The organism is Prevotella sp. E13-27, from assembly GCF_023217965.1.
GTDB lineage: Bacteria > Bacteroidota > Bacteroidia > Bacteroidales > Bacteroidaceae > Prevotella.
In genome coordinates this window covers 1,493,363-1,519,000 of sequence record NZ_JALPSC010000001.1, presented here as the reverse complement: position 1 = coordinate 1,519,000, position 25,638 = coordinate 1,493,363, and the positions used below count along the sequence as shown (strand labels likewise).

Sequence of the window (25,638 nt, the reverse complement as noted above, 5' to 3'; positions counted from 1 at the left end):
AACATCGTTATAACGTCATAATGAAATAACGTAATAACGAAAAACATTTAAGACAATGACTTTTACAGCATTTATCAAACGTCCGGTACTCTCCACGGTGATATCTATTCTCATCGTGCTGTTAGGTGCCATCGGTCTTGTTTCGCTGCCTATTGAGCAGTATCCAGACATAGCGCCGCCTACGGTTGTTGTTTACACCAGCTATCCTGGTGCCGATGCCGAGACGGTGAAGAATTCAGTTATCACACCGCTTGAAGAGAGCATCAACGGTGTGGAAGGCATGGACTATATCTCATCAACGGCTTCTTCAGGCTCGGCTAGCATATCCATTCTGTTCCGTCAGGGCATGAACCCTGATATGTGTGCAGTGAACGTGCAGAACCGTGTCTCTCAGGCTCAGGCACTGCTGCCTGCCGAGGTAACGAAGATCGGTGTGACAGTAATGAAGCGTCAGACCTCACAGGTGATGATGTTCACCCTGACATCTGACGGCCGCTACGATGATGAGTTTCTGACTAACTACAACAACATCAATATCATCCCAGCCATCAAGCGTATTCAGGGTGTGGGCGACGTGCAGAGTCCAGGTGTGAAGACCTACTCTATGCGTATATGGCTGAAGCCAGACGTGATGAAGCAATACAACCTGATGCCAAGCGACATCAGTGGAGTGCTGGCAGAGCAGAATATCGAGGCAGCTCCTGGTACGTTTGGTGAGCGTAGTGATGTGGCCTATGAATATGCCATGCGCTATACAGGTCGTTTCAAGACGGCTGAGGAGTTCGGCAACATCATCATTTCAAGCGATGCCAACGGTCAGACGCTGAAGCTGAAGGACGTAGCGAAGATTGAGTTGGGTGGTCTGCAATACTCTGTATCGATGAAGAACAACAACATTCCATCGGTAATGGGTATGGTTCAGCAGATTGCAGGTTCAAACGCCAACGAGATTGCAAAGCAGGTGAAAGCTGAGCTCAAGGAACAGTCGAAGCTGTTCCCTCCAGGCATGTACTACAAGATCAACTACGACGTTACCGAGTTCCTCTATGCATCAATCGAGGAAGTACTCTTCACGCTGATATTCACCCTCATCCTGGTGTTCATCGTGATCTACGTATTCCTTCAGGACTGGCGCTCTACGCTCATCCCGCTGATTGCCGTTCCAGTGTCACTGATTGGTACGTTCTTCTTCCTGTTGGTGTTCGGTTTCTCTATAAACCTGCTGACGCTATCGGCTTTGCTGTTGGCTATCGCCATCGTGGTCGATGATGCCATTGTGGTTGTAGAGGCTGTGCACGCAAAGCTGGATCAGGGCTACAAGTCAACGCTAACGGCATCTATCGATGCCATGAACGAAATCTCTGGCGCAATCATCTCTATCACACTGGTGATGGCATCAGTGTTCATTCCTGTTTCATTCTTGGGCGGCACCACAGGTACGTTCTACCGCGAGTTCGGTGTGACAATGGCTGTCAGCATCTTCATCTCGGCTCTTAACGCATTGACGCTGTCACCGGCTCTATGTGCTATCTTCCTGAAGCCTCACGACAAGAATGGCCACGAGATAAAGATGTCGCGTATAGACCGTTTCCATGCAGCTTTCAATGCTTCTTACGATAGGATTCTTGGCAAATACAAGACAAACATTGAGAAGCTGGTGCGCAAACCTATCACCATTATTACTACGGCCATCATCTCTATAGTAATATTGGTAATCACATTTAATACAACCAAGACAGGTCTTGTGCCCGATGAGGATACTGGTACAATCTTCTGCACCATCTCAATGCCTCCTGCTACATCTGTGGCACGCACCCGTCAGGTCATCAATGAGGTTGACTCTATCCTGGCTGCAGACCCAGCCATCCAGAGCCGTGAGCAGATTCAGGGTTACAACTTCATTGCAGGTGCCGGTTCTGACCAGGCAACATTCATCCTGAAGCTTAAGCCATTCAGCGAGCGTCAGAAAGGATTCTTCTGGAAGCTCAGCGGACTATGGCAGGGCGACGGCATCTACCGTTTCTTCCTGAACCCACTGGAATCTACAGGCGTACTGGCACAGATCTATATCAAGACTGCGCACATCAAGGATGCTAAGATTCTGGCCTTCGCTCCGCCAATGATTCCTGGTTTCTCAGCAAACAGCGGTATCTCGCTGGTGATGCAGGACCGTACTGGTGGTGATCTGAACCGTTTCTTCGGCGTTGTACAGGACTATCTGACTGAGCTCAACAAGCGTCCAGAGTTCCAGATGGCTATGACCTCATACAACCCGAACTATCCACAGTACATGATACATGTAGATGTGGCAAAGTGTAAGCAGAGTGGCATATCGCCATCTACGGTACTTTCCACACTTCAGGGTTACTATGGCGGTCTCTATGCCTCTAACTTCAATGCCTATGGTAAGCTCTACCGTGTGATGATACAGGGCTCGCCAGAGACGCGCATGACACCAGAGTCACTGAAGAGCGTCTATGTACGCACTCCGAAGGGCATGTCGCCCGTTGAGGAGTTCTGCCGCATGGAGCGTGTCTATGGTCCTTCGAACATCAACCGTTTCAACCTGTTCACCTCTATTAATGTAACAGCAACGGTTGCCAACGGCTACTCTACGGGTGCTGCCATTAAGGCAGCTCAAGAGGTAGCTGCAGAGGTACTGCCTACGGGTTACTCATATGACTATATGGGTCTGACACGTGAGGAGGCAAAAGCTTCTAACTCAACAGCCATCATCTTCATACTCTGCTTCATCTTCATCTACCTGATTCTGTCAGCACAGTATGAGTCATACATCCTGCCATTGGCTGTAGTATTATCCGTGCCGTTCGGTCTGGCTGGCTGTTTCCTCTTCACGATGATTTTCGGCCACGCCAACGATATCTACATGCAGATCTCACTCATCATGCTGATTGGTCTGCTGGCTAAGAACGCCATCCTTATTGTGCAGTTCGCCCTTGAGCGCCGTCAGACAGGTATGGCTATCACCTGGGCTGCTACATTGGGTGCCGCAGCACGTCTGCGTCCTATCCTCATGACATCACTTGCCATGATTATCGGTCTGCTGCCAATGATGTTCGCATCAGGCGTAGGTAAGAACGGTAACCAGACACTGGGTGCCGCTGCTGTAGGTGGTATGCTCATCGGTACGATGTTCCAAATCATTGTGGTGCCAGGCCTGTTCGTAGTCTTCCAGACATTGCAGGAGAAGTTCTCACCAATGAAATTTGAGGGCGACGAGGAGAATCCTGACGTAACAACAGAACTGCAGCAGTATGCAAAGCGTCCTGTTGATTATGAATTGCAAAAGTAAGACCCACCCCCGTCCCCTCCCGAGTGGGAGGGGAGGTTGGTTAGACTTTTAAACAATAAAACAAAGAATTATGAAGATACATATTTTTAAATATATGATGACCGCGCTGTTTACAACCAGCAAGTCTATTAAGACTCCCCTTCCACTCGGGAGGGGCTGGGGGTGGGTCTTTGCTGTCCTCCTACTTTCAAGCTGCGGACTCTACAACAAATATGAGCGTCCCGACGAGGTGAACACGAAAGGGCTCATTCGTGACCTTACGAGCGATACCGACACCCTTGTCACCAACAGCGATGACAACTTCGGCAATCTGCCCTGGCGCGAAGTATTCACCGACCCACAGCTGCAGTCGCTCATTGAGAAAGCTCTGGAAAACAATGTTGACCTGCGTAATGCAGCACTCAACGTTAAGATGATGCAGACCATGCTCACCGTTTCAAAGCTGGCTTTCCTCCCCTCAGTAGCCATCGCTCCTCAGGGAACAATAAGCCAGGTGCAGATGGATGGCGCATCTGTGTCAAAAACCTATCAGCTGCCCATCTCAGCATCGTGGAGCATAGACCTCTTCGGAAACCTGCTTTCACAAAAGCGTTCAGCTCAGATGAAGCTGCTTGCGACCAAAGACTATCAGGTTGTAGTTCAGACCAACATCATCTGCGGTGTGGCAAACCTTTACTACACACTGATGATGCTTGACGAACAGCTACGCATCGTCACCGATATGGAAGCCCTGTCAAAGGACACATGGGACATGATGAAACTGCAGATGGAGCTGGGACGTGCACGTTCTACCAGCGTGCTGAGTGCAGAGGCAAGCTACTATAGCATTCAGGCAAAAGCAGCAGCACTGCGTCAGCAGATTCGTGAGATGGAGAACTCCATGTCACTGTTGCTCAACGAGCCTGCTCATCAGATTGCGCGTGGCTCATTCTACGACCAGTCACTCCCATCAGAGTTCTCTACTGGCGTGGGCATACAGTTGCTCTCTAACCGTGCCGACGTACATGCCGCAGAGATGGCTCTTGCTCAGTGTTTCTACGACACCGAGACAGCACGCTCACGTTTCTATCCGAACATCACCATCACTGGTACGGCCATGTTTACTAACTCTCTCGGCGGACAGATTGTCAACCCAGGCAAGTGGATCCTCTCAGCCGTTGGCCAGCTCACACAGCCTATCTTCCAACATGGACAGATTGTTGCAGGTCTGAAAGTTGCAAAAGCTCAGCAGGAGCAGGCGCTGAACACTTTCCAGAGCACTATTCTGAAAGCCGGCAACGAGGTAAGCAATGCACTCATAGCATATAACACTTGCGACGAGAAGAGTAAGCTTGACGAGAAGCAGGTAGATATCTACACACAATATGTAGAAGACACCAAGCAGCTGTATGCATCTAAAGGCAGCAGCTATCTTGAGGTCATCCAAGCTCAGTCGAGCCTGCTCAACGCACGCATCTCCAAGGTCACCGACGACTTCAGCAAGATGCAGGCTGTAGTGAACCTCTATCAGGCACTGGGAGGCGGAAGTAAGTGAGAACCCCTCCCTTCCTCCCCGAAGGAGAGGTGATCTGCGGAAAAAGTGATTTAGTATTCTATTAATAATATAACAAGCCTGATTATCCCCCTGAAACCCGTCAGGCACTCCCCTCCTTGGGAGGGGTTGGGGGAGGTTATATGTCAGATATTAGTCCAAAGGCCGAGATTAGCCCAAGCGCAAAAATCGGCAACAACTGTAAGATATTCCCATTCGTATATATAGAAGACGATGTAGTCATTGGCGACAACTGCATCATCTTCCCCTTCGTGAGTATCTGCTCAGGCACTCGCATGGGAAAGAACAACAAGATCCATCAGGGAAGCGTTATCGGTGCACTGCCTCAGGACTTCGATTTCCGTGGTGAGAAGTCGGAATGCATCATCGGCAACAACAATATCATCCGTGAGAACGTGGTCATCAACCGTGCTACTCACACTAGCGGACAGACCGTCTTAGGCAATGACAACGTGCTGATGGAAGGTTCCCACATCTCACATGACACAAAGGTGGGCGACCGCTGCGTATTTGGCTATGGCACAAAGATTGCCGGCGACTGTGAGATTCAGGACGGTGTAATCTTCTCTTCATCGGTCATCGAGAATGCTAAGACACGCGTAGGCCGCGGTGCTATGATACAGGCTGGTACGACATTCTCTAAGGATGTGCCTCCATATATCATCTGCACAAAGCGTTCAGAGTATGGCGGTGTGAACTACACCATGGGTCGTACATATGGAGTAGATGAGAAGGTGCTGAAGCACATTGCCAATGCCTACCGCCTTGTTTACTTAGGTAACACCTCTCTCTTCGACGCTGTTAACCAGATTAAAGATCAGGTGCCCGACAGTGAAGAGATTCGCAACATCATTGAGTTCCTGAACAGTACAAAGCTCGGCGTGATAGCGAAGATTTAAACAAAACAACTACACTTGCAGACCGCCGCTGGCAAAAGTCCAACGGCGGTCTGATATTATCTACTAAAATGAAATCGCTTTTGCCTAAACACTTAACGACGCTGACAGCACTATTATTTGCCTTGACCATATCGGCTCAGTCTGTCAGACAACGAACAACGCAATACTATCCTGACGGTAATGCCTTCACCTGTATCAACGGCAACAACCGTTTCACGCGTGCGCTCTATGGCAGCATCGCAGAATGGCGACTTGAGACAAGCGACCGTCCTGTATTTGCCACATTCAAGAAAAACGACTACCGTAACATCCGCTTTGTCGTAAGCTATAAAGGCAAAAGTATTCAGCTCGACTCCACAGACTATTGTGAGGCAAGATATATCAATGCACGACGCGACTATCTCCTGAGAGACAAACGCTGGGGCAACGGCACGTTACGACTGTCAGTACTCGCATATCCCGACGCAGAAGGTGCTATCTGGAAGTTCACTGCGACAGGGTTTGATGACAATCTCTGGATAGAGCAGCTTATGTGCGAAACGAGAGAAAGCAAGTTCAGCCGCTCAGGTGACATCGGCTCGTTTGAGAAGCCTAATGCCTTCGAAGCGCCACTAGAGCCAAAGAAGCTCAAGTACGTCAAGCAGCGTATTTCACATGATTTATACTTCATGTTTGACGGTGAACATATTTCAGCAGATGCGTCGATAACGTCAGCCAGAAGATACAATGAGACAAAGGAACACTACGACAGGTTAACGTCATCGGTATCCTTCACTACTCCCGACCCATACATAAACCCAGTAGGATGTGCCTTGGTAGCTGCTGCCGACGGTGCATGGAGCGGTCAGGTATGGCTACATGGGGCTGTTGGCTGGCGCATGCCTCTCCCCGGATGGAGAGCTGCCTATATGGGCGATTTCCTCGGTATGCCCGACCGTCAGCGCATCCATTTCGACGCCTATGCTAAGAGTCAGGTGACCGACGTCCCCGTATCCCAGCCCCATGTCATGGACGAAGAAAACAACCTTGCCCGAGGTGCATATATCTGGGGCACACCTATGTATAGCGACGGCTATATCTGTCGTAATCCCGAAAGGAACAACCAGTTCCACCATTACGACATGAACCTCGTATATATAGATGAGTTGCTCTGGCATTTCCAGTTCGATGCCGATACGGCCTACATGCGAAAGATGTGGCCCGTCATCAAGCGCCATCTGGCATGGGAGAAAAAGACGTGGGATCCTGATGGCGACGGCCTCTACGATGCCTATTGCTGCATCTGGGCAAGCGACGCGCTGCAGTACAACAGCGGAGCCGTCACCCATTCGTCAGCCTACAACTATCGCGGCAACCTTCTTGCAGCCCGCATAGCAGAGCTCATCGGTGAAGATGGCATCCAGTATAAGAAGGAGGCAGACGCCATCCTTAAGGCTATGAATGAGCGGCTGTGGATAAGCAGTGATGCGGAAGCAAATCACTGGGCCGAATATCAGGATTTCATGGGACTGAAGCGTGTGCATAAGAACGCAGCCCTTTGGAGCATCTACACACCTATTGACTGCGAAGCAGGAACGCCCGAACAATACTATCAGGCCACACGCTACGTGGACAGTGCCATTCCGCACATCCCCTTCGCTGCCGACGGAAAGGAATATTATACGCTAAGCACATCCAACTGGTCTCCTTATGAGTGGAGCATCAACAATGTGACTATGGCAGAAGTCATGCACACCATCTTGGCATACTATCAGGCAGGCAGGAAAGAGGAGGCTTATCGTCTGCTGAAGGCTAACATTATGGACTTCATGTATCTGGGCAGGAGCCCTGGCAACTTCGGTCAGCTGTCAGCCATGGACGAAGCACTCGGCGAGGGCTACCGCGACTTTGCCGACGTCACAGGCATCTCTTCACGCGCCATCATTGAAGGACTGTTCGGCATCACGCCCAACGCTCTCTATGGTGAGTGTATCATCCGTCCCGGCTTCCCAGAGTCGTGGGACAGTGCTTCCATACACACTCCTTATCTCACTTATAGTTTCAAACGTGTTGGTAACAAGGATGTGTATGACATCGTCCAGCATTTCAAGCAGCCACTGCGCATAACTATCCGCCAGAACATTGGCAATGGAGAATACAAAGACACAGCGTTCTCTACTGATACTACGCAGCACATTGAGATTGCTCACATTGACTACAAGGAAGAAGCGCCAGCCCGCCCCACCCCATTTGCTGCGCCCATGGGTACAGCCTTCAACGACATAAAAACCAAGGCATGCAGGACTGTTAACATGGACGGATTGTTCAACAGCAATGTGACAGATATCTTCAAGAACAAGTATCTCACTCCACGCTCTCCATATACCACACTCTGCGTACCCACTCAGGGCATTGGCGACTGGTGCTCAACAAAGCGCACTGCCAACATCGATGACACGAAACTGCGCTCTATGGTAAAGAACGGCTTACTGGCTCTACCTGTTGGTAACAACACATTGCCATTCCGTTCTACAAGCGAAGGCAATAACATTGCCTATGTAAGTCTTTGGGACAACTACCCCGACAGCATAAGCATATCACTGAGAGGCAAAGCCGCTCACGCCTACCTCCTTATGGCAGGCAGCACCAACCCCATGCAGTTCGATATTGCCAATGGCGTTGTCATAGCCACATACACTGATGGCACAGAGGATCAGATGGAGCTTCAATCGCCAAGCAACTGGTGCCCTATTGAACAGGACTATTTAGAGAATGCGCCAGCCTTCCCCATTCCTGAGCCCCGCCCCTATCGCGTAGGACTGTCAACAGGCATCGTCAGCCGTAGTCTGTTCCATGATTCCGCTGCAAAGCCAAAGAAAGCTGTATGCAATATTGATGGAGGTGCAGCAATACTTCTCGACATGCCGTTGAACCCGAAAAAGAAGCTCCGCAGCCTCAAGATTAAGGCTCTGAGCAATGAGGTTGTCATTGGTCTCATGGGCCTCACCCTGCAATAAATAGTGCAAAATAGCAAAAACAACGAGGAAAAATAGGCTATATCGCAAAAAATGAGTACTTTTGCCCTCGATGATTGACAGAGCAACAGTTGACCGGATTATTGACGCAGCACGTATTGTTGACGTTGTGGGAGAGTTCGTGACGCTTCGCAAGAGCGGTGTGAACTATAAAGGATTGTGTCCGTTCCACGACGACAAGAACCCGTCGTTCATGGTCAGTCCTGCCAAGAACATATGCCACTGCTTCGTATGCGGCAAGGGCGGTACACCTGCCGGATTCCTAATGGAGCACGAGCAGATTAGCTACACAGAAGCCCTGCGCTGGTTAGCAAAGAAGTACAACATTGAGATTGTTGAGAAAGAGCTTACCGACGAGGAGCGCCAGCAACAAGGCGAGCGCGAGTCGATGTTCGTTGTCAACGAATGGGCAAAGGACTATTTCCACGACATTCTTAAGAACGACCTTGACGGTATAGCTATAGGCAAGCAGTATTTCCGTAGCCGCGGCATACGCGACGACATCGTGGAGAAGTTCCAGCTTGGCTTTGCTCTGCCAAAGCGCGATGCGCTATCATCAACGGCGTTGAAGAAAGGCTACAAGGAAGAGTTTCTTGTTAAGACAGGCTTATGTTACAAGCGGGAGAACGACGGACAGTTAGTTGACCGCTACGCTGGCAGAGTTATCTTTCCTTGGTTCAACATCAGCGGAAAGGTCGTTGCTTTCGGCGGTCGTCTGCTTGACTCCAGAACGAAGGGAGTACAACAAAAATATGTCAACTCGCCCGACTCCGACATATACCATAAGGAACGGGAGCTGTACGGCATCTACCAGGCAAAGCGGGCCATTGTGAAAGAAGACCGTGTGTTCATGGTCGAAGGCTATACCGATGTCATTGCCATGCATCAGGCAGGCATAGAGAATGTCGTTGCCAACAGCGGAACGGCTCTTTCCATGCATCAAATCCACATTCTCCATCGCTTCACCTCAAACATCACCCTCCTCTATGACGGCGATGAAGCAGGCATACATGCTGCCATGCGTGGCACTGACATGCTACTGTCAGAAGGCATGAACATCAAAGTGCTGCTGTTGCCCGACGGCGATGACCCTGACTCGTTCGCGCGCAAACACTCAAGTAACGAGCTACGCAAGTATATAGATGAGCATCAGACAGACTTCATCACATTCAAGAGCCGACTGACTGTAGAGAACGTCAGCGACCCTGTGAAGCGTTCTGAGGCCATATCAGGTATCATAAAGAGCATATCGGTAATACCCGACCAGATACTGCGTTCCACTTATATCACTGACTTCTCCCAGCGTATCGGCATGAAAGAAGAGACGCTCATTGCCGAGATGAACAAATTCATACGCAAGGATATAGAAGACAAGGGCAAAGAGCAGGAGAAGGAACAAGAGAAGGGGAATGAGAAGGAAAATGGCAAGGAAAAGGAAGACAACGTCATCATGCCGTCTTCTGTCAGCGTGTCGACTGTTGGCGGTCTCATTGAGCTTCTTCTTGTCCGCGAGATTGTCCGTCATGGTGAAGAGATTATCTACGACAACATTGAGACTGAAGACGGACAGACCTTATCCATGAGCGTAGCGGAATACATAGACTACGACTTCTCATTAGACGGAATACTGTTCTCCATGCCTATCTACAATCAGATTCTCGCTGAGGCGGTGGCTCATGGCAAGGAACCGGGCTTCAAGGCAGAGACCTACTTCTGCAGCCATCCGGACATTGAGGTGAGCAAGTTGGCTACTCATCTTGCCATAGACCGTCATCAGCTCGGCGGGCGCTTCGTCATCCAAGAGCGTGAAGGCAGTCTTCGCCAAAGAGTAGAACACATAGTGCTCGACTATCGCAGAGAGATCATTGAAGCAAGCATGAAGGACCTGCAGCAACAGATTCGACAAGCAGCTGGCAACAATGAGAAAATCATTGAGCTGATGAAGCAACTTAAAGAGATGCAGGAGATTCGCAACACTATAGCAAAGAAGCTCGGCACCGAGATTGTCTTTTAATAAGAACAACTAATTACATCACATATATATGTACTACATAGAAAAGAGAATAGAGATATCTGCATGCCACCGCCTTACCCTCGACTACGAGAGCAAGTGCACTCAGCTGCATGGCCACAACTGGATTATCACCATCTACTGTAAGTCTCGCGAGCTTAACAAAAATGGCATGGTAATAGACTTCAGTGAGATAAAACGACTGATAAAGACTCCCCTTGACCACAAGAATCTAAATGAGGTGTTGCCTTTCAACCCCACAGCAGAAAACATGGCTCGCTGGTGTACCGAACAGATTCCACAATGCTATAAGGCTGTTGTTCAGGAGAGCGAAGGCAATATAGCCATGTATGAGAAGGACGAGTAGAAAGGTATGAAGGCATTTCGCGTAAACGACATATTCTATTCGCTGCAGGGCGAGGGACGTAACACCGGACGTGCTGCGGTGTTCATCCGCTTTGCCGGCTGTAATATGAAGTGCAGCTTCTGTGACACTGAGTTTAACAGTTTCACGGAGATGACCGCCGATGAGATAGTAAAAGCCATAGCCGACTATCCTGCACGTTTCGTGGTGCTGACAGGCGGCGAGCCTACGCTCCAGGTCGGTGAGGACTTCATAAATCTGCTCCACGCTCATGATTATGAGGTGGCTATGGAGAGCAACGGCACCCTCCCCGCTCCGAAGAACCTCGACTGGCTGACAGTATCGCCAAAAGGAAAAAGCATTTCCTCTGTCCGACAGCCAGACGAGATTAAAATTGTATTTGAATCCGAAGAGTCACTCAACAGGATTCTAACTGACATGTATCCTTCTCTTGATGGAAACGCAGATGGACCTTTACTGTTCCTACAGCCCTGCGACACTGGCGATGCAGACCGCAACGCTAAGATAATGAGTGACTGTATAGACTATATTGAGCGCCACCCACAGTGGAGGCTATCGCTGCAGACCCACAAGCTGATAAATATAAAATAGGTGAATGGATCTCGTTAAACTTGCTTTCCTCGTCTATCAAGTGATAGTTATCATAACTGTCATCCATGTAGTGCTCGACAACCGTCAGCCTGCAAAGACGATAGCATGGGCCCTCATCATCATCTTCGCGCCAGTCATCGGCATCATAGCCTATCTTTTCTTCGGAGTAAACACACGCCGCGAGAGACTTGTCAGCCGACGCTCTCTCGACGAGCTGACACGCCGTTCAATGTTCGAGTTTGTGGAACAGCGCGATCTTGTCCTGCCTGAAAACAACAAACTGCTCATCGACCAGTTCATAAACCAGAGTCTATCGCTACCTTTCCAGAACAACCGCGTAGATTTTCTTCTCAACGGCTATGAGTTTTTCCCTTCACTATTAAGGGACATCGCAGCAGCACGCCACCACATACACTTAGACATCTATATCTTCGAGGACGACCCACTTGGCAATCTCATTGCCGACGCACTCATAGCCAAAGCGAGAGAAGGCGTAGAGGTGCGCATCATCTACGATGACGTAGGCTGTTGGAGTGTGAAGAACCGTTTCTTCCAGCGCATGATTGATGCTGGAGTTATGGTGGAGCCATTCTTGCAGGTGAGGTTTCCCCGACTGACCAGTAAGGCCAACTATCGCAACCACCGTAAGCTGTTCATCATCGACGGCCACATAGGCTATGTGGGAGGCATGAACATTGCCCTGCGCTATGTGAAGGGAGGTCGCACGGCAAGCTGGCGCGACACCATGACACGAATAGAGGGATTAGGTGTCATATCGCTACAGCGCATATTCCTCATAGACTGGTATTTCACTAACCGCACACTGCTCAACGACAGGACTTACTACAGATTTGGCGGCGACTCAAGCGACAAGCACTATGGCGACATATTGCTTCAGGGCGTGGCATGCGGACCTACATCGCCTGTACCCGAGATCATGCAGGGCTTCGTAAGAATAATAATGAACGCAAAGCGTTATGTATATATTGAGACACCCTATTTCCTTCCTACAGGAGTGATTCGCTTTGCGCTCATAAGTGCTGCCCTGGCAGGTGTCGATGTACGACTGCTCGTGCCACGCCACGGTGACACATGGCTCATAGGCTGGGCCAGCCGCAGTTATCTACGTGAGATGGTAGAGACAGGAGTTAACGTCATGCTCTACGACAAAGGCTTCCTTCACTCAAAGATAATGGTAAGCGACGACATTGTATGCACCTGCGGCTCCACAAACATGGACTTCCGTTCGTTTGAAGACAATTTCGAGTCAAACGTATTCTTCTATGGTGAAGAAGTGTCCGAACGTCTTCGCGACATCTACCTCGACGATGAGAAGAATGCCATACCGCTTTCCGACTTCCCAGAGCGCATGAATCCCACCCTCGGTGTCCGACTGTGGGAAAGCCTCACCCGACTACTGTCACCACTACTATAGCTTTCCGACTATAGATTCTTTGACTATTGTCTTAACGGAAGAGTGTGAAGTTCACGCTTCCGTAGCTGCGATGCTCTACAAAGCGTGGATGACTGCTAAAGTCGTGATTTTTGCCGTGTTCGAAAACGAATATGCCACCGTCCTTCAGCAGTTCTTTTTCCAATACAAGGTCGGGAATCTTTGGCAGCTCTGTTAAGGCATAGGGAGGATCGGCAAAGATAAAGTCAAACTGCTGACGACAGCTCTTTATAAAACGGAACACATCGCCACGTATGGGAAGGACCTTTCCCGTTGAAGAAGCGGTTCCCTCAGCCTGAGAGGGATTTAGCTTCTTCAGACAGTCACAGATGAAACGGTGATGGTCGCGATCCATCTCGACACTTACCACCTGCTGACAGCCACGCGACAATAGTTCAAGCGAGATGCTGCCTGTGCCAGAAAACAGGTCAAGGGCTGCAGCACCTTCAAAGTCAATATAGCCTGCCATCACATTGAAGATGTTCTCCTTGGCGAAGTCGGTCGTAGGACGCGCCTTGAACGAGCGCGGAATCTCAAAATGACGACCTTTATATATTCCTGTAATAATTCTCATAATTCAAACCTCTAACCTCTCACCTCTGACCTCTAACTTCTCACCTTCCTTTCACGAAGATGGTCTGCATGTCGTAAGGCATGTTCTTTATTGATGTCACCTGTGCACGGTTGAAGTCGGCAGAAGGGTTGACGACATATACCTTTTGCAAGAAGCGGCGCAGCTCGCCAAGCAGCGTCTCGCGGTCCTCTTGCATAGAGGCAGAATCGCTTTGGAAGATGTCGCCTACCAGATGCAGTTCATCGTTCTGAGCGTCAAACTGCAACAAGTTCCACACGTAGAGGAGGTAATAGACAGCATCCTTCACATGCTTAGCATCATACGAGTTACAAAACTTAAACCTATTCTGCTGGAAACAGAAGATGTCTATCTTATGTTCGTGAACATATGCAAAGAGTTTCTGATTGCCACCTGTGAAATTGCGCTGATAGAGGTGTCCCCACACAGGTGTCATGGCTGGCACCAGTCTCACATCCTCAAAATGATCATCGAGCACGAGTTTCAAGTCTTTGTTTATTGACGACAGCACCACCGTGCTCACCTCTTGCATCACATTGAAGAACACATGATTCTGACTGTACTGTGGGAAGGAGTGGAAGAACAAATCGCCAGCTTTCATCTCATCGAAATGACTCATCGGTACAAGCAAAGTATCGCTGTCAACAAGCACACGCGCCCTTCCCGACAAGTCTTTCAGGAACTCCGATGTCTTGAAAGCCTCACGAAGATTGGCAGCAATAGATATGCCGCTCTTCACGACATAAGGCTCAAACAACACGTTACCTTCATCGTTGGGCTTTGCGAAAGACAATGTAGAGTGTCCTACTCTTATCGTCATGCGGTGTCTAATTTTGTTGACTGTATCTGGCATGTTCAATTAAAAATGTCGTTTTTAAAGCAAAAAAGCATAAAATCCTTTGTATTGCGCTCTGTTTGCACTACCTTTGCGCAACGAAAGAGTGCCACAGCGCCAACAGATTATAGCTTTGTGCCTGCAAAGTTAGTGCAAACAGAGCGAAAATGCAAATATAACATCACAAAAATGCTTCATGACGAACTGAAACACAGCATCAGGGAGGCGTTTGCCCATGTGCCAACAGCCGATCAGGAACATGCAATAGAGACCTTTGCCATGTTCCTCACCGACCGTTTTCCTCAGTCTGTCATGGTGCTCCGTGGTTCTGCCGGCACAGGTAAGACTACGCTTGCTGCTGCCATTGTGAAGACCATGACTACACTGAAGCAGAAGCTCACTCTCATGGCGCCCACGGGACGTGCTGCAAAGGTATTCTCGCTCTATTCACAGCATGCTGCATATACCATTCATCGTCGCATATACCGTCAGAAGACCGCCGGTGACCTGTCGGCATTCAATCTGAACATGAACAATTCGAGAGACACGCTGTTTATGGTCGATGAGTCATCTATGATTTCCAGCTATTCCATGGATGACACCTTCGGCTCCGGTTCTCTGCTCGATGACCTCATTAAGTTCGTTTATAGCGGCAACAACTGCCGTATGATACTCATTGGCGACACCGCCCAGCTGCCTCCTGTAGGCGAAGACGAGGCCCCAGCACTTATCGGCGATGTTCTTAGCGGCTATGGGTTAAAGGTCTATGAGTGTGACCTCAGCGAGGTGCTGCGCCAGAGCCAGTCGTCGGGCATACTCTGGAATGCCACTATGATTCGCTCACTCATCACCCACGATGAGCTGACACAGTTGCCCCGCATGAGGCTTAACGGCTTTGCAGACATCTGTGTTGTTCCTGGTGATGAGCTCATCGAGTCGCTCGCTACGAGCTACAGCCATGTGGGCATTGACGAGACCATAGTCGTCACACGCAGCAACAAACGGGCAAACATCTACAACGAGGGCATACGCCGCACGGTCCTTGATCGTGAAGACGAGCTATGTCGCGGTGACCAGATAATGATTGTAAAGAACAACTATTTCTGGATACCTGAAGCAGAAGGTGAGGAGAAGACACAACGTAACCTGTCATTCCTTGCCAACGGCGACCGAGGCGTAATACAGCGGGTAAGGAACACCCGTGAGCTCTATGGCTTCCGTTTTGCCGACATAACCCTTGTCATGCCCGACTACGATGACTACGAGCTCACTGCCACTACAATTATCGACACACTAAGCACCGAAGCGCCATCGTTGACTCGCGAACAACAGGAACAGCTCTTCAACAACGTCATGGAAGACTATGCCGACATACCGCTTAAGCCCGACAGGGTAAAGAAGCTTAAGAGCGATGCCTACTATAACGCCCTTCAGATAAAGTTCAGCTATGCCGTCACTTGTCACAAGGCACAGGGCGGACAGTGGGCACACGTATATATTGATCAGGGCTATATGACTGATGACATGCTCACGCCTGACTATATCCATTGGCTATACACAGCGCTGACACGTGCCACAGAGAAAGTGTTCCTTGTAAACTGGCCCAAGACACAATTAGAGAACTCATGATTTATATTGACGACAACATCTACGATTTCGACCTTCAGTTTGCTCTACAGGAGCTGTCGCCTCAGCGCCGCGAACAGGCACTGAAGTTCAAGCATGAGCTTGGACAGCGTACCTGCGTCCTTGCCTATCTGCTGCTCAAGCGTGCCCTTCATGAAGAGTACGGCATCGACGAGAGCCCCATCTTCGAGTACGGAGAACACGGCAAGCCATCCATCGTAGGCCATCCGGAGATATTCTTCAACCTCAGCCACTGCCGTGAAGCGGTGGCATGTGTGGTTAGCAACCATCCTGTGGGTATAGACATAGAGTCAATACGCAAGTTCTCTCCATCTCTGATAAACTATACGATGAACGCCGTTGAGGTGCAGGAGATTCTTGAAGCCGAGCGTCCTGATGTGGCATTCATTCGTCTATGGACCATGAAGGAGGCTCATCTGAAGCTTACTGGTGAGGGTATCAGCAACAACTTGAAGCAGGTACTCGTGCGTTCACAAAAGAAATACAACACCGTGGAATGTCTTTCCAAGGGCTATATCTACACGGTGTGTGAGTAAGTCACATAATACGATTGTTAAAGGATAACAGAAATATGAATATAATACGCTTTATCAAAGACTGGACGCTCCCTATCGCCATGGGGCTGGGCACTCTGATTTACCTTGTTTTTGGCTTCACGCCTCAGCTCAACGAGGCCGCCATGTTCTTCTCCCCCATCATGACGACCATACTGCCGCTGTTCATGTTCCTCATTCTCTTTGTCACCTTCTGCAAAGTGGACTTCCGACAGCTGCGCCCAGTAGCATGGCATCTATGGATAGGCATCTTCCAGGTGTTGTTCATCGGCATCCTGATGGTGCTGATCCTCGATTTGGAGCAAGAGGACCGCATACTGCTTGAGGCAATCATGATGTGTGTCATCTCGCCCTGTGCCACAGCTGCAGCCGTAGTGACACAGAAGCTGGGAGGCAGTCTGGAGCAGATGACAACCTACACGTTTCTCTCCAATTTCATCACCGTGCTGCTCGTCCCCGTGTGTTTTCCGCTCATCGAGCCCTCGGCCAACATGGAGTTCTGGCCTGCGTTTCTGAAGATTCTCAACGAGGTGTTCTGCGTATTGGTAGTGCCGATGATTCTGGCATATTTCGTTAAGCATTATATGAAGTCGCTCCATCGCCGCATAGTGGCCGTGCGCGACCTTAGCTACTATCTCTGGGCCTGTTCACTGATGATTGTCACTGGCACCACCGTCAAGAACATTGTTCATGCCGAAGCAGGCATTTTCCTTCTTATGGCCATTGCCCTGCTCGGCCTTGTGGTCTGCATCATACAGTTTGCTGTAGGCCGCTACATCGGCCGTTTCTTCGGTCACGCTCAGGAGTCAGGACAGGCACTCGGACAGAAGAACACCGCCTTTGCCATCTGGCTCTCCAATGCCTATCTTAATCCGCTATCCAGCGTAGGTCCTGGCTGTTACATCCTCTGGCAGAACATAATCAACTCCATAGAGATATGGCAGAAGAGGAAAGAGTAATCGTACTTTGAGCTGTCGCTCGAAAGTGCTCACACGTGGAAAAGCTCAAACAAGTTTGGCTTTTCACTCATTTATTCGTACCTTTGCAGGCAAATTGAAAAAGACATGAAATTGTATTCCGACGACGAACTTGCCGAAATCCTCGATAAACCCATATTCCATCTTATCAGCGACGCTGCCGACCGCTTAGGCTTAGAGTGCTATGTGGTTGGTGGTTATGTGCGCGACATCTTCCTCGAGCGCCCGTCGAGCGACATCGACGTAGTGGTCGTTGGCAGCGGCATAGCCCTTGCCACGGAGCTGAAGCAGACGCTTGGCAAGAAAGCACACCTCAGCGTGTTCCGCAATTTCGGAACGGCTCAGGTGAAGATAGGCAAGACGGAAGTGGAGTTCGTGGGTGCCCGCCGCGAGAGCTATAGTCACGACTCGCGCAAGCCTATAGTTGAGGACGGCACACTCGAAGACGACCAGAACCGTCGCGACTTCACCATCAACGCCATGGCGATATGCCTGAACCGCGAACGCTTCGGCGAGCTTGTCGATCCATTCAACGGACTTGCCGACCTGGAAGACGGCATCATAGCCACGCCACTCGACCCTGAGATAACGTTCAGCGACGATCCGCTGCGCATGATGCGCTGCATACGTTTCGCCACTCAGCTGAACTTCCAGATAGAAGACGAAACCTTCGAGGCGCTGCAACGCATGGCAGACCGCATAAAGATTGTCAGTGGCGAGCGCATTGAGGTTGAGATGAACAAGATAATGATGGCGCCCCACCCCAGCATAGGCTTTGAGTACCTGCAACGCTCCGGCTTATTGCAGCTCATACTCCCTGAGGTGGCTGCCCTCGATATAGTGGAACAAAAGAACGGACGCGCCCACAAGAACAACTTCTACCACACGCTGGAAGTGCTGGAGAATATAAAACCCACTACACAAAGGGTGAAAAGTGACAGTAACCAAGCTCCACTCCCTTCGGGAGGGGTTGGGGGTGGGCTACTTTGGCTACGTTGGGCTGCCCTGCTCCACGACATTGGCAAGACAAAGACAAAGCGCTGGGACCCTGCCATTGGCTGGACCTTCCACAACCACAACATCGTGGGAGCGAAGATGGTGCAGCAGATTTTCCGCCGCATGAAGCTGCCCATGGGAGCAGAGATGAAATATGTGCAAAAACTTGTTGACATGCACATGCGTCCACAGGTCATTGCCGACAATGAGGTGACCGACTCTGCCGTACGCCGTCTGCTCAACGATGCTGGTGACGACATCGATGACCTGATGACGCTCTGCGAGGCCGACATCACGTCGAAGAACGAGGTAAAGAAGAAAATGTTCCTTGAGAACTTCCGCATAGTCCGCGAGAAGCTCACCGACCTGAAGGAGAAAGACTACAAACGACTGTTGCAGCCAGTCATCGACGGCAATGAGATAATGGAGATGTTCCACCTGCAGCCTTCACGCGAGGTTGGCACACTGAAACAATATCTGAAGGATGCCGTGCTTGACAACCGTGTAGAGAACGAGCGCGAACCGCTCATGCAGCTTCTGCTCCAGAAAGCTCGCGAGATGGGGCTCACGAAATAGCGCTGTCCAGTTTTTCAGAACACGGTTCTGCTGATTCGAATACTAATTAGCACTCCTTAAAGCACCTCATTCACAGTTTCACAAAACAACAAGCGCCTACAGAAATTCTGCAGGCGCTTTGTTCATTTGTTATTGCACGAAGTTATTTGTGGTTCTTCACTTAACAACGTACTTCTTACCACCTTGAATGTAGTAGCCGCTTGCGGGCTTCTTTGACAACTTTCGTCCGGTAAGGTCAAATATAGAACCATCGTTGGTAGCGTTGATGTTAACAGTACTGATACCTGTCGCATCGCTCTCGAATACAATATTCATAGTACGGGCATGGTTGGGAGAACTGGGGATAATCTTCAACCAGCAGCGGTTGGCTGGCAGTATGCCGGCATCCTTCACCCATGTAAAGTTCTCGCCGTCGAGCACGTAGTTGTCAGCCTCGGCCATGTCTGTTGCGGTGAAGGTCTTGGGCTCTAGTGTTCCAAAGAAATGCTCCGCATCGTAGTTGACTGTAGCGGCTTGCTCATTGAGGTCTAACAGTACCTGCTGGTTCTCGTCCGTACCATTATAAATAATCAGCGGTGTGTTGGCAGCGGCTGATTCCAGTCCGTCTGCAAGTACCACGATACCCTCATTGGTATCCACAATGACAACGGAGCTCAGCACGATGCCGTCGGCAGTACCCTCAGCGAGATTCAGGCCCTTACCGCCATAGTAGCTGGCATATGCTCCGGCTGGAATGGTCAGCGAGGCCAATGCAATCTTCGCGGTCACAGTCTGCGGTGCATAGTCATTATGGGTTGCATCGCCCATTACGCGGTAGTACACGGTATAGATGCCTGCTTCTGTAGCCATAGGAAGGGTTGTGGCATAGTTCACACCATCAAGCGAATACTCCATCTCGCCAAACGTAGTGCTGCCAGCCTCTACCAATTCCTGCGCTACGCCAATGTAATACAGTCCGGCCTTTGGAGTCGGAGCAACAACGAGATAGTAATTCTCGGGGGCGGGCATTACAGGCTTGATGTAACTGTAGTCAGCCATACCTGCAAGAGCTTCTGACACACTAACTTTAGCGCCTTCAGCATTGATCTGCACGACAGCCAGGTTATTAAACGCTACATCACCACCAATAGCGGGATAGCTACTTGCTGTGTTGCCATCAATCAGACCGCCTGTCATCCAGAAGCCTTCCGTAGCTGTATTCGTAACGGTGTTATAAACGCCACCGCCCTGGCCTGCTGCCTTGTTGCCTGTGATTTCGCCACTGTACATTGTGAATGCACCGTTATTGACGATACCACCGCCGTTACCTGTCGTGTTGCCACCAGTGATAATACCTTCACCAGTGATAGCCAGTGTACCATTGTTGATAATAACGCTACCGTTGACTACTGCGCTTGTGAGGTTACGGTTGATAGCGTGTCCGTTCAGTTCGAGGACTACGGTCTTGCCTTCCGGTATGGTCAGGGCTACGTCGGTGTTCTCTGCAATGACATCGTCTGCCAGCTTAATAACACCGCCTTGGTTCATTGCCGCCTGTAAAGCAGCCCATCCCGTTACAGGACCTTCTTCTTTATTCATCTCAATGCCGGCGTTCTCACTATCGAGTTCGGTAATCTCACCGTTCTTCACTGTGACATGCACAGTCTCAGAAGTCATACCCGTCAGCGCAGGTAGCGCAAGCGTCATCGTGTATGTATATGAACCGTCACCATTATCGACTTTGGAGACAAATATAACATCGCCAAAGGGCACATCAATGGAATATGTACCACCCATGAATGTTGCGCGGAACTCGTTTGGCTCGTCACCACGGCTGTAGCTGATGACACCCGTCAGTGCGCCGTAGCCTGTCCAGACATCATCGCCAAGAGCTTCGTAGAGCTCTGCCAAGATTGCAAACTTCTCCGGGTCGGGCATTACAGGCTTGATGTAGCTGTATTCAGCCATATTTGCTTTTACTGTCTTTGCACTGAGCGTTGTACCGTCAGCGTCAATCTGGACTACAGCAAGATTATTGAAGGTGACGTCACCACCGATAGCGGGATAGCTACTAGCGGTATTGCCATCAATCAGACCGCCTGTCATCCAGAAGCCGGTCGTCGCGGTATTTGTGACAGTGTTATAGACACCACCGCCCAGGCCTGCTGCCTTGTTACCAGTAATCTCGCCGCCATAGAGCGTCAGTGTACCGTTATTGAGGACACCGCCTCCATTACCAGTTGTGTTACCACCAATAATCTTACCGCCATTGGTATCCATGATGGCAAGAATACCATTGTTGATGATAACGCTACCATTGGCCACGGCACTTGTAAGAGCACGGTTGATGGTATGTCCGTTAAGTTCGAGGATGACAGTCTTATCAGCAGGAACGGTCAATGCAGCGTCTGTATTCTCTGCTATGACATCATCAGCCAGCTTGATGACACCACCGTTGTTTATGGCAGCCTGCAATCCGGCCCAACCGGAAACAGGATCTTCCTCTTTGTTCAACTCTATGCCAGCGTTCTCGCTATCCATTTCAGTAATCTCGCCGTTCTTCAGGGTAACATGTACTGTCTCAGAAGACATACCTGTCTGTGCAGGAAGCGCAAGCTTGAGCGTGTAAGTAAATGAACCGTCGCCATTATCGGCTTTTTGAGCGAATGTAACGTCGCCAAAAGGCACGTCAATGACATAGGTACCACCCATGAATGTTGCGCGGAACTCGTTTGGCTCGTCGCCTCGGCTGTAGCTGATGACACCTGTGAGTGCGCCGTAACCGGTCCATACGTCTGTACCAAGAGCTTCGTACAACTCTGTTAAGATTGCGTACATTGCAGGATCAGGCATTACAGGCTTGATGTAGCTGTATTCAGCCATGTTCGCCTTAGCAGTCTTTGCGCTTCGTGTTGTGCCGTCAGCGTCAATCTGTACAACTACCAAATTATTGAATGTAACATCGCCGCCGATAGCAGGATAAGCATTTGCCGTATTGCCGTCAATCAGACCGCCAGTCATCCAGAAGCCAGTAGTAGCAGTATTCGTTATAGTGTTATAGACACCACCGCCCTGGCCTTCAGCCTTGTTGCCCGTAATCTCACCGCCATAGAGGGTTAACGTTCCGTTGTTCAGAATACCACCACCATTGCCTGTTGTGTTACCACCGATAATCTTACCACCCTCAGAATCAGTGATGGCCAGAATACCGTTGTTGATGATGACGCTACCGTTGGCTGTTGCACTTATCAATGCGCGGTTGATGGTCTGTCCGTTCAGTTCAAGGATGACGGTCTTGCCTTCAGGAACGGTCAGTGCAGCGTCTGTACTTGTTGCCGTGATTGTCTGTGTAAGTTTGATGACACCACCGTTAGTCATAGCTGTCTGCAGTGTAGCCCAGCTGTCAATGCCGCTATTCTCCTTGCTCAAATCAAGGCCTGCGTTCTCGCTATCCATCTCGGTAATTTCTCCGTTCTTCGTGGTGACATGCAATGTCTCTTGCGACATACCAGTCTGTGCCGGAAGGTTTACCACAAGCGTATAGGTGTAAGAACCGTCGCCGTTGTCATTTTTCGTTACCGTTGTGAAATCGCTAAATGGCAAATCTATTGTGAATGTTCCGCCCATGAACGTTGCGCGGAACTCTTCTGGGTCATCGCCACGGCTGTAGCTGATGACACCCGTCATTTCGCCATAACCCGTCCAGACATCTTCACCGAGGGCATCATAGAGTTCTTTCAGCAGTTTGTTTTCTGCCCTTTCAATGATAAACGTTGCATTGGCTGTGCCGCAGTAGTCAGAACCGTTGATGGCAGTTACAGTCACATTAGCTGTACCTACGTTAACATTGTTCGCGTAGCTCACTGTGTAGTCTGTACCTTTGGTCAACGTGGTATTGTCGTCCTTTACTATGACGGCAGGCTCAATGGCCGAACCCGTGTAATACTGATTGGCAATGGCCTGAATCCATGAATCCTGCAGGTTCTTGGCATAGGTAACCACCACCCAAACGTTAGCTCCTGGCATGGTGAATGTCCATGTGCCGGCAGTCTGTCCTGCAGTCACGTCAATCTCATCCTGCAGGGCTGGAGCACGGTTACCACGTGCAGCGGCTCCACCCCACGAGGTGTAGGCGCGAACGGTCACGTCCTTTGTCGAATAGCCGCTATTGGGCGTTACGCTAATGGTAACTACGTCGTTTTTCTTAGCCTTTGCCGCTGACTTACCGCCTACGGTAAACGCCACTGTACCGTGAGAGGTACTCTCATCCGACAATGTGATGTCATATGAAGCTGCAGTAGTGCTGGGGACAAACTTGATATTGTTCAAATCAGAGAAGTCCAAGCTTACGCTTCCTTCAGGATATGTGGTCAACGTTCCACCCGTAATAGTGATACCTGTGCAGCCTGCGATAGTGTAATCGTTCGGGGTTCTATATACGCCCAGGTCACTTGCCGAGCCATTTTTGCCATTGTATTTGTTACCTGAGAAGGTACAGTTCACAATGACTACAGTATTGCTTGAGTTGTTGCCTATCGCGCCACCAAACTTTGCGTTCGAAGAAGTGGTGTAGTTATTGGTAAACGTACAGTTGCTCAAGTAGAGTTTGCCCATGTAGTTATTGATAGCTCCACCGATTTCGCTCGAATAGTTGCCGCTGAACGTCGTGTTACTGGCGTACAATGTTCCCTGATTCTCTATGGCGCCGCCGCCCTGGTTGCTGCCGTCAGTGTGGTTGTTGCTCACAGTGCAGCCGTCGAGCACCAATGTGCCGTTATTACGGATGGCACCACCGCCTGCATTCAAGTCAAAATTGTTCAGCGTCACATTCTTAATGAAAAGCGTATTGCCAGAAGAAATAGTAAAGGCACGAGTAGAAGGACCACTCAGCGTCTTGCCGTTACCATTTATAGTAATCTTTTTTGAACCGCTAATGGTAATGGCCGAAGTGAACTGGATGTTAGCCGTCAGCCTTACATCGTTACCCGCATTCAGTGCACTTTGCAGTTGTGCAAAGGTCGACACATCTGTCTGTGCCCATACGCCCATAGCTGTCATCAGCATGAGGACGATCATGAAATAAAACTTTTTCATTTGCATTTTAGGTTAGTTATTAATAATTATTGTGGTTTGGTTTTAATGTCAAGACAAACGAACACGCCTACAAAAATACAAAAACAAAAGCACGTACACAATACGGTACGTGCTATTTCTTACGAATTGTCCCTAAAAAAAGGTACAATTTTTACGAATTGTCACCACGATTGAGCCACCACTCCTTTGGAGTCATACCTGTTTCACGGGCGAAAGTTCGATAGAAAACACGTGGAGAAGAAAAGCCGCAACGTTGGGATATGTCTTGCATGGTCCACTCGGGGTGTTCAGTCTTCATCCGTTTAGCCTCGTCGATACGGCGGCGGTTGACAAACTGATAGAACGTACAACCATACTCGGTGTTGATAAGATGGCTGAGGTAAGTGCGGTTGAGTGGCAATACCTGACGCAAGTCCGTCAACTGGAAATCAGGATTAAGGTACGGCTTCTCCTTGTCGAGCCAAGCTTCCAAGGTAGCACGATAGGCTACATTGGCAGGATTGACCTCTTCCGGCTCCTCTGAAACGGTACTGCGCAGCTGTTTCCACGGGTCTGGCCGATAAAGTACGCGCTCGGTCGTGTACGCGATCATATATAATAAATAGAGGTCTTGTGTGACCACACGTGAGGGGTCGTTCGATACGCATAGCCAGAAAAAAGACCCACCGGCAATAACCAGCATCACAATATAGCGCATCAGCCACTGTGCGTCAATGTTATCCATCGTGGAGAAGTTGTCCTCACACCATTGACGGTATTTGCGAATCTGCACGACCAGTATGCCCAACAGCCACAGCGGATAGAGCGCAATCACTAATCGAAGGTCGATAGACAAGAAATAATCGAGTATCGCCATCACAGGCAAGGGTAGCAGTTGCAGCAAACTTCGCCACCACACGAAATGGTCCGGTTGCAGCGCCTCACGGGGATAGATAAACAATATCCACGCGAACAAACAGCCCACGATCATCGCATTGCCTGTCAAGGTTTCCGTACCTGGTTTGACGATAGGTATATCGTATAGGATAACACCTGTCACCAACACCGCCTCTAACAGTCCCCACAGAAACAACGCCACCGCCCATGCAACGCGTATTCGGTTGCCGCCGTTGTGCTTGAGACACAGCCACACGCCAAAGAAGCAAAGTGTTGCAATGCAGGCGTTTAGCA

At 49.8% G+C, this 25,638-nt stretch carries 16 protein-coding genes; 12 read left to right on the top strand and 4 right to left on the bottom strand.

Features of this window, described 5'->3' with window-relative positions:
• Window positions 1-55 precede the first annotated feature (55 nt).
• From M1L52_RS06190 to cls, 8 genes are all read left to right on the top strand, one after another.
• Window positions 56-3,313: an efflux RND transporter permease subunit gene (locus M1L52_RS06190; RefSeq protein WP_248614062.1), complete on the top strand. Its 3,258-nt coding sequence runs from the start codon at window positions 56-58 to the stop codon at window positions 3,311-3,313.
• Window positions 3,314-3,383: 70 nt separating this feature from the next.
• Entirely contained in the window at window positions 3,384-4,847 is a 1,464-nt protein-coding gene (locus M1L52_RS06185) for an efflux transporter outer membrane subunit (protein ID WP_248614061.1), read from the top strand.
• Between the two features lie 140 nt (window positions 4,848-4,987).
• The gene (gene lpxA, locus M1L52_RS06180; protein ID WP_248614060.1) at window positions 4,988-5,764 is read left to right on the top strand and encodes an acyl-ACP--UDP-N-acetylglucosamine O-acyltransferase; all 777 of its coding nucleotides are present in this window, start codon (window positions 4,988-4,990) and stop codon (window positions 5,762-5,764) included.
• Between the two features lie 80 nt (window positions 5,765-5,844).
• Window positions 5,845-8,760 (top strand): DUF4450 domain-containing protein, encoded by a 2,916-nt coding sequence (locus M1L52_RS06175; RefSeq protein WP_248614059.1) that lies wholly within the window; start codon window positions 5,845-5,847, stop codon window positions 8,758-8,760.
• Between the two features lie 70 nt (window positions 8,761-8,830).
• Window positions 8,831-10,792 (top strand): DNA primase, encoded by a 1,962-nt coding sequence (gene dnaG, locus M1L52_RS06170; RefSeq protein WP_248614058.1) that lies wholly within the window; start codon window positions 8,831-8,833, stop codon window positions 10,790-10,792.
• 28 nt (window positions 10,793-10,820) lie between these two features.
• A complete protein-coding gene (locus M1L52_RS06165; protein ID WP_248614057.1) occupies window positions 10,821-11,156 on the top strand; it encodes a 6-pyruvoyl trahydropterin synthase family protein in 336 nt (111 codons plus the stop codon).
• A gap of 6 nt (window positions 11,157-11,162) precedes the next feature.
• The gene (locus M1L52_RS06160) at window positions 11,163-11,765 is read left to right on the top strand and encodes a 7-carboxy-7-deazaguanine synthase QueE (RefSeq protein WP_248614056.1); all 603 of its coding nucleotides are present in this window, start codon (window positions 11,163-11,165) and stop codon (window positions 11,763-11,765) included.
• Between the two features lie 4 nt (window positions 11,766-11,769).
• Complete coding sequence (gene cls, locus M1L52_RS06155; protein WP_248614055.1) at window positions 11,770-13,200, top strand: cardiolipin synthase; 1,431 nt, start codon at window positions 11,770-11,772, stop codon at window positions 13,198-13,200.
• A gap of 31 nt (window positions 13,201-13,231) precedes the next feature.
• On the opposite strand, the gene M1L52_RS06150 is transcribed toward cls, so the two are convergent.
• A complete protein-coding gene (locus M1L52_RS06150) occupies window positions 13,232-13,792 on the bottom strand; it encodes an RsmD family RNA methyltransferase (protein WP_248614054.1) in 561 nt (186 codons plus the stop codon).
• A gap of 40 nt (window positions 13,793-13,832) precedes the next feature.
• Window positions 13,833-14,663: a DUF3822 family protein gene (locus M1L52_RS06145; RefSeq protein WP_262917945.1), complete on the bottom strand. Its 831-nt coding sequence runs from the start codon at window positions 14,661-14,663 to the stop codon at window positions 13,833-13,835.
• 171 nt (window positions 14,664-14,834) lie between these two features.
• Here M1L52_RS06145 and M1L52_RS06140 point away from each other — a divergent pair, with 171 nt between their 5' ends.
• From M1L52_RS06140 to M1L52_RS06125, 4 genes are all read left to right on the top strand, one after another.
• A complete protein-coding gene (locus tag M1L52_RS06140) occupies window positions 14,835-16,274 on the top strand; it encodes an ATP-dependent RecD-like DNA helicase (protein WP_248614052.1) in 1,440 nt (479 codons plus the stop codon).
• Entirely contained in the window at window positions 16,271-16,828 is a 558-nt protein-coding gene (locus tag M1L52_RS06135) for a 4'-phosphopantetheinyl transferase family protein (RefSeq protein WP_248614051.1), read from the top strand. Before M1L52_RS06140 ends, M1L52_RS06135 begins: the two co-directional genes overlap by 4 nt.
• A 35-nt stretch (window positions 16,829-16,863) precedes the next feature.
• Window positions 16,864-17,805 (top strand): transporter, encoded by a 942-nt coding sequence (locus M1L52_RS06130; RefSeq protein WP_248614050.1) that lies wholly within the window; start codon window positions 16,864-16,866, stop codon window positions 17,803-17,805.
• A 105-nt stretch (window positions 17,806-17,910) separates the two neighbouring features.
• Window positions 17,911-19,395, top strand: coding sequence for a CCA tRNA nucleotidyltransferase (locus tag M1L52_RS06125; RefSeq protein WP_248614049.1), 1,485 nt, complete (start codon window positions 17,911-17,913; stop codon window positions 19,393-19,395).
• 156 nt (window positions 19,396-19,551) lie between these two features.
• On the opposite strand, the gene M1L52_RS06120 is transcribed toward M1L52_RS06125, so the two are convergent.
• Window positions 19,552-24,468 carry a right-handed parallel beta-helix repeat-containing protein gene (locus M1L52_RS06120; protein ID WP_248614048.1) on the bottom strand — a complete coding sequence of 1,639 codons (4,917 nt, stop codon included), beginning with the start codon at window positions 24,466-24,468 and terminating at the stop codon, window positions 19,552-19,554.
• Between the two features lie 151 nt (window positions 24,469-24,619).
• Window positions 24,620-25,366 carry a helix-turn-helix transcriptional regulator gene (locus tag M1L52_RS16455; RefSeq protein ID WP_248614047.1) on the bottom strand — a complete coding sequence of 249 codons (747 nt, stop codon included), beginning with the start codon at window positions 25,364-25,366 and terminating at the stop codon, window positions 24,620-24,622.
• Between the last annotated feature and the right edge of the window lie 272 nt (window positions 25,367-25,638).

Excerpts from the sequence above, each read along its gene's own strand:
- M1L52_RS06190 (WP_248614062.1), top strand. The coding sequence starts at position 56 with ATGACTTTTACAGCATTTATCAAACGTCCGGTACTCTCCACGGTGATA.
- M1L52_RS06185 (WP_248614061.1), top strand. The coding sequence starts at position 3,384 with ATGAAGATACATATTTTTAAATATATGATGACCGCGCTGTTTACAACC.
- lpxA (WP_248614060.1), top strand. The coding sequence starts at position 4,988 with ATGTCAGATATTAGTCCAAAGGCCGAGATTAGCCCAAGCGCAAAAATC.
- dnaG (WP_248614058.1), top strand. The coding sequence starts at position 8,831 with ATGATTGACAGAGCAACAGTTGACCGGATTATTGACGCAGCACGTATT.
- M1L52_RS06165 (WP_248614057.1), top strand. The coding sequence starts at position 10,821 with ATGTACTACATAGAAAAGAGAATAGAGATATCTGCATGCCACCGCCTT.
- M1L52_RS06160 (WP_248614056.1), top strand. The coding sequence starts at position 11,163 with ATGAAGGCATTTCGCGTAAACGACATATTCTATTCGCTGCAGGGCGAG.
- cls (WP_248614055.1), top strand. The coding sequence starts at position 11,770 with ATGGATCTCGTTAAACTTGCTTTCCTCGTCTATCAAGTGATAGTTATC.
- M1L52_RS06150 (WP_248614054.1), bottom strand. The coding sequence starts at position 13,792 with ATGAGAATTATTACAGGAATATATAAAGGTCGTCATTTTGAGATTCCG.
- M1L52_RS06145 (WP_262917945.1), bottom strand. The coding sequence starts at position 14,663 with ATGCCAGATACAGTCAACAAAATTAGACACCGCATGACGATAAGAGTA.
- M1L52_RS06140 (WP_248614052.1), top strand. The coding sequence starts at position 14,835 with ATGCTTCATGACGAACTGAAACACAGCATCAGGGAGGCGTTTGCCCAT.
- M1L52_RS06135 (WP_248614051.1), top strand. The coding sequence starts at position 16,271 with ATGATTTATATTGACGACAACATCTACGATTTCGACCTTCAGTTTGCT.
- M1L52_RS06130 (WP_248614050.1), top strand. The coding sequence starts at position 16,864 with ATGAATATAATACGCTTTATCAAAGACTGGACGCTCCCTATCGCCATG.
- M1L52_RS06125 (WP_248614049.1), top strand. The coding sequence starts at position 17,911 with ATGAAATTGTATTCCGACGACGAACTTGCCGAAATCCTCGATAAACCC.
- M1L52_RS06120 (WP_248614048.1), bottom strand. The coding sequence starts at position 24,468 with ATGAAAAAGTTTTATTTCATGATCGTCCTCATGCTGATGACAGCTATG.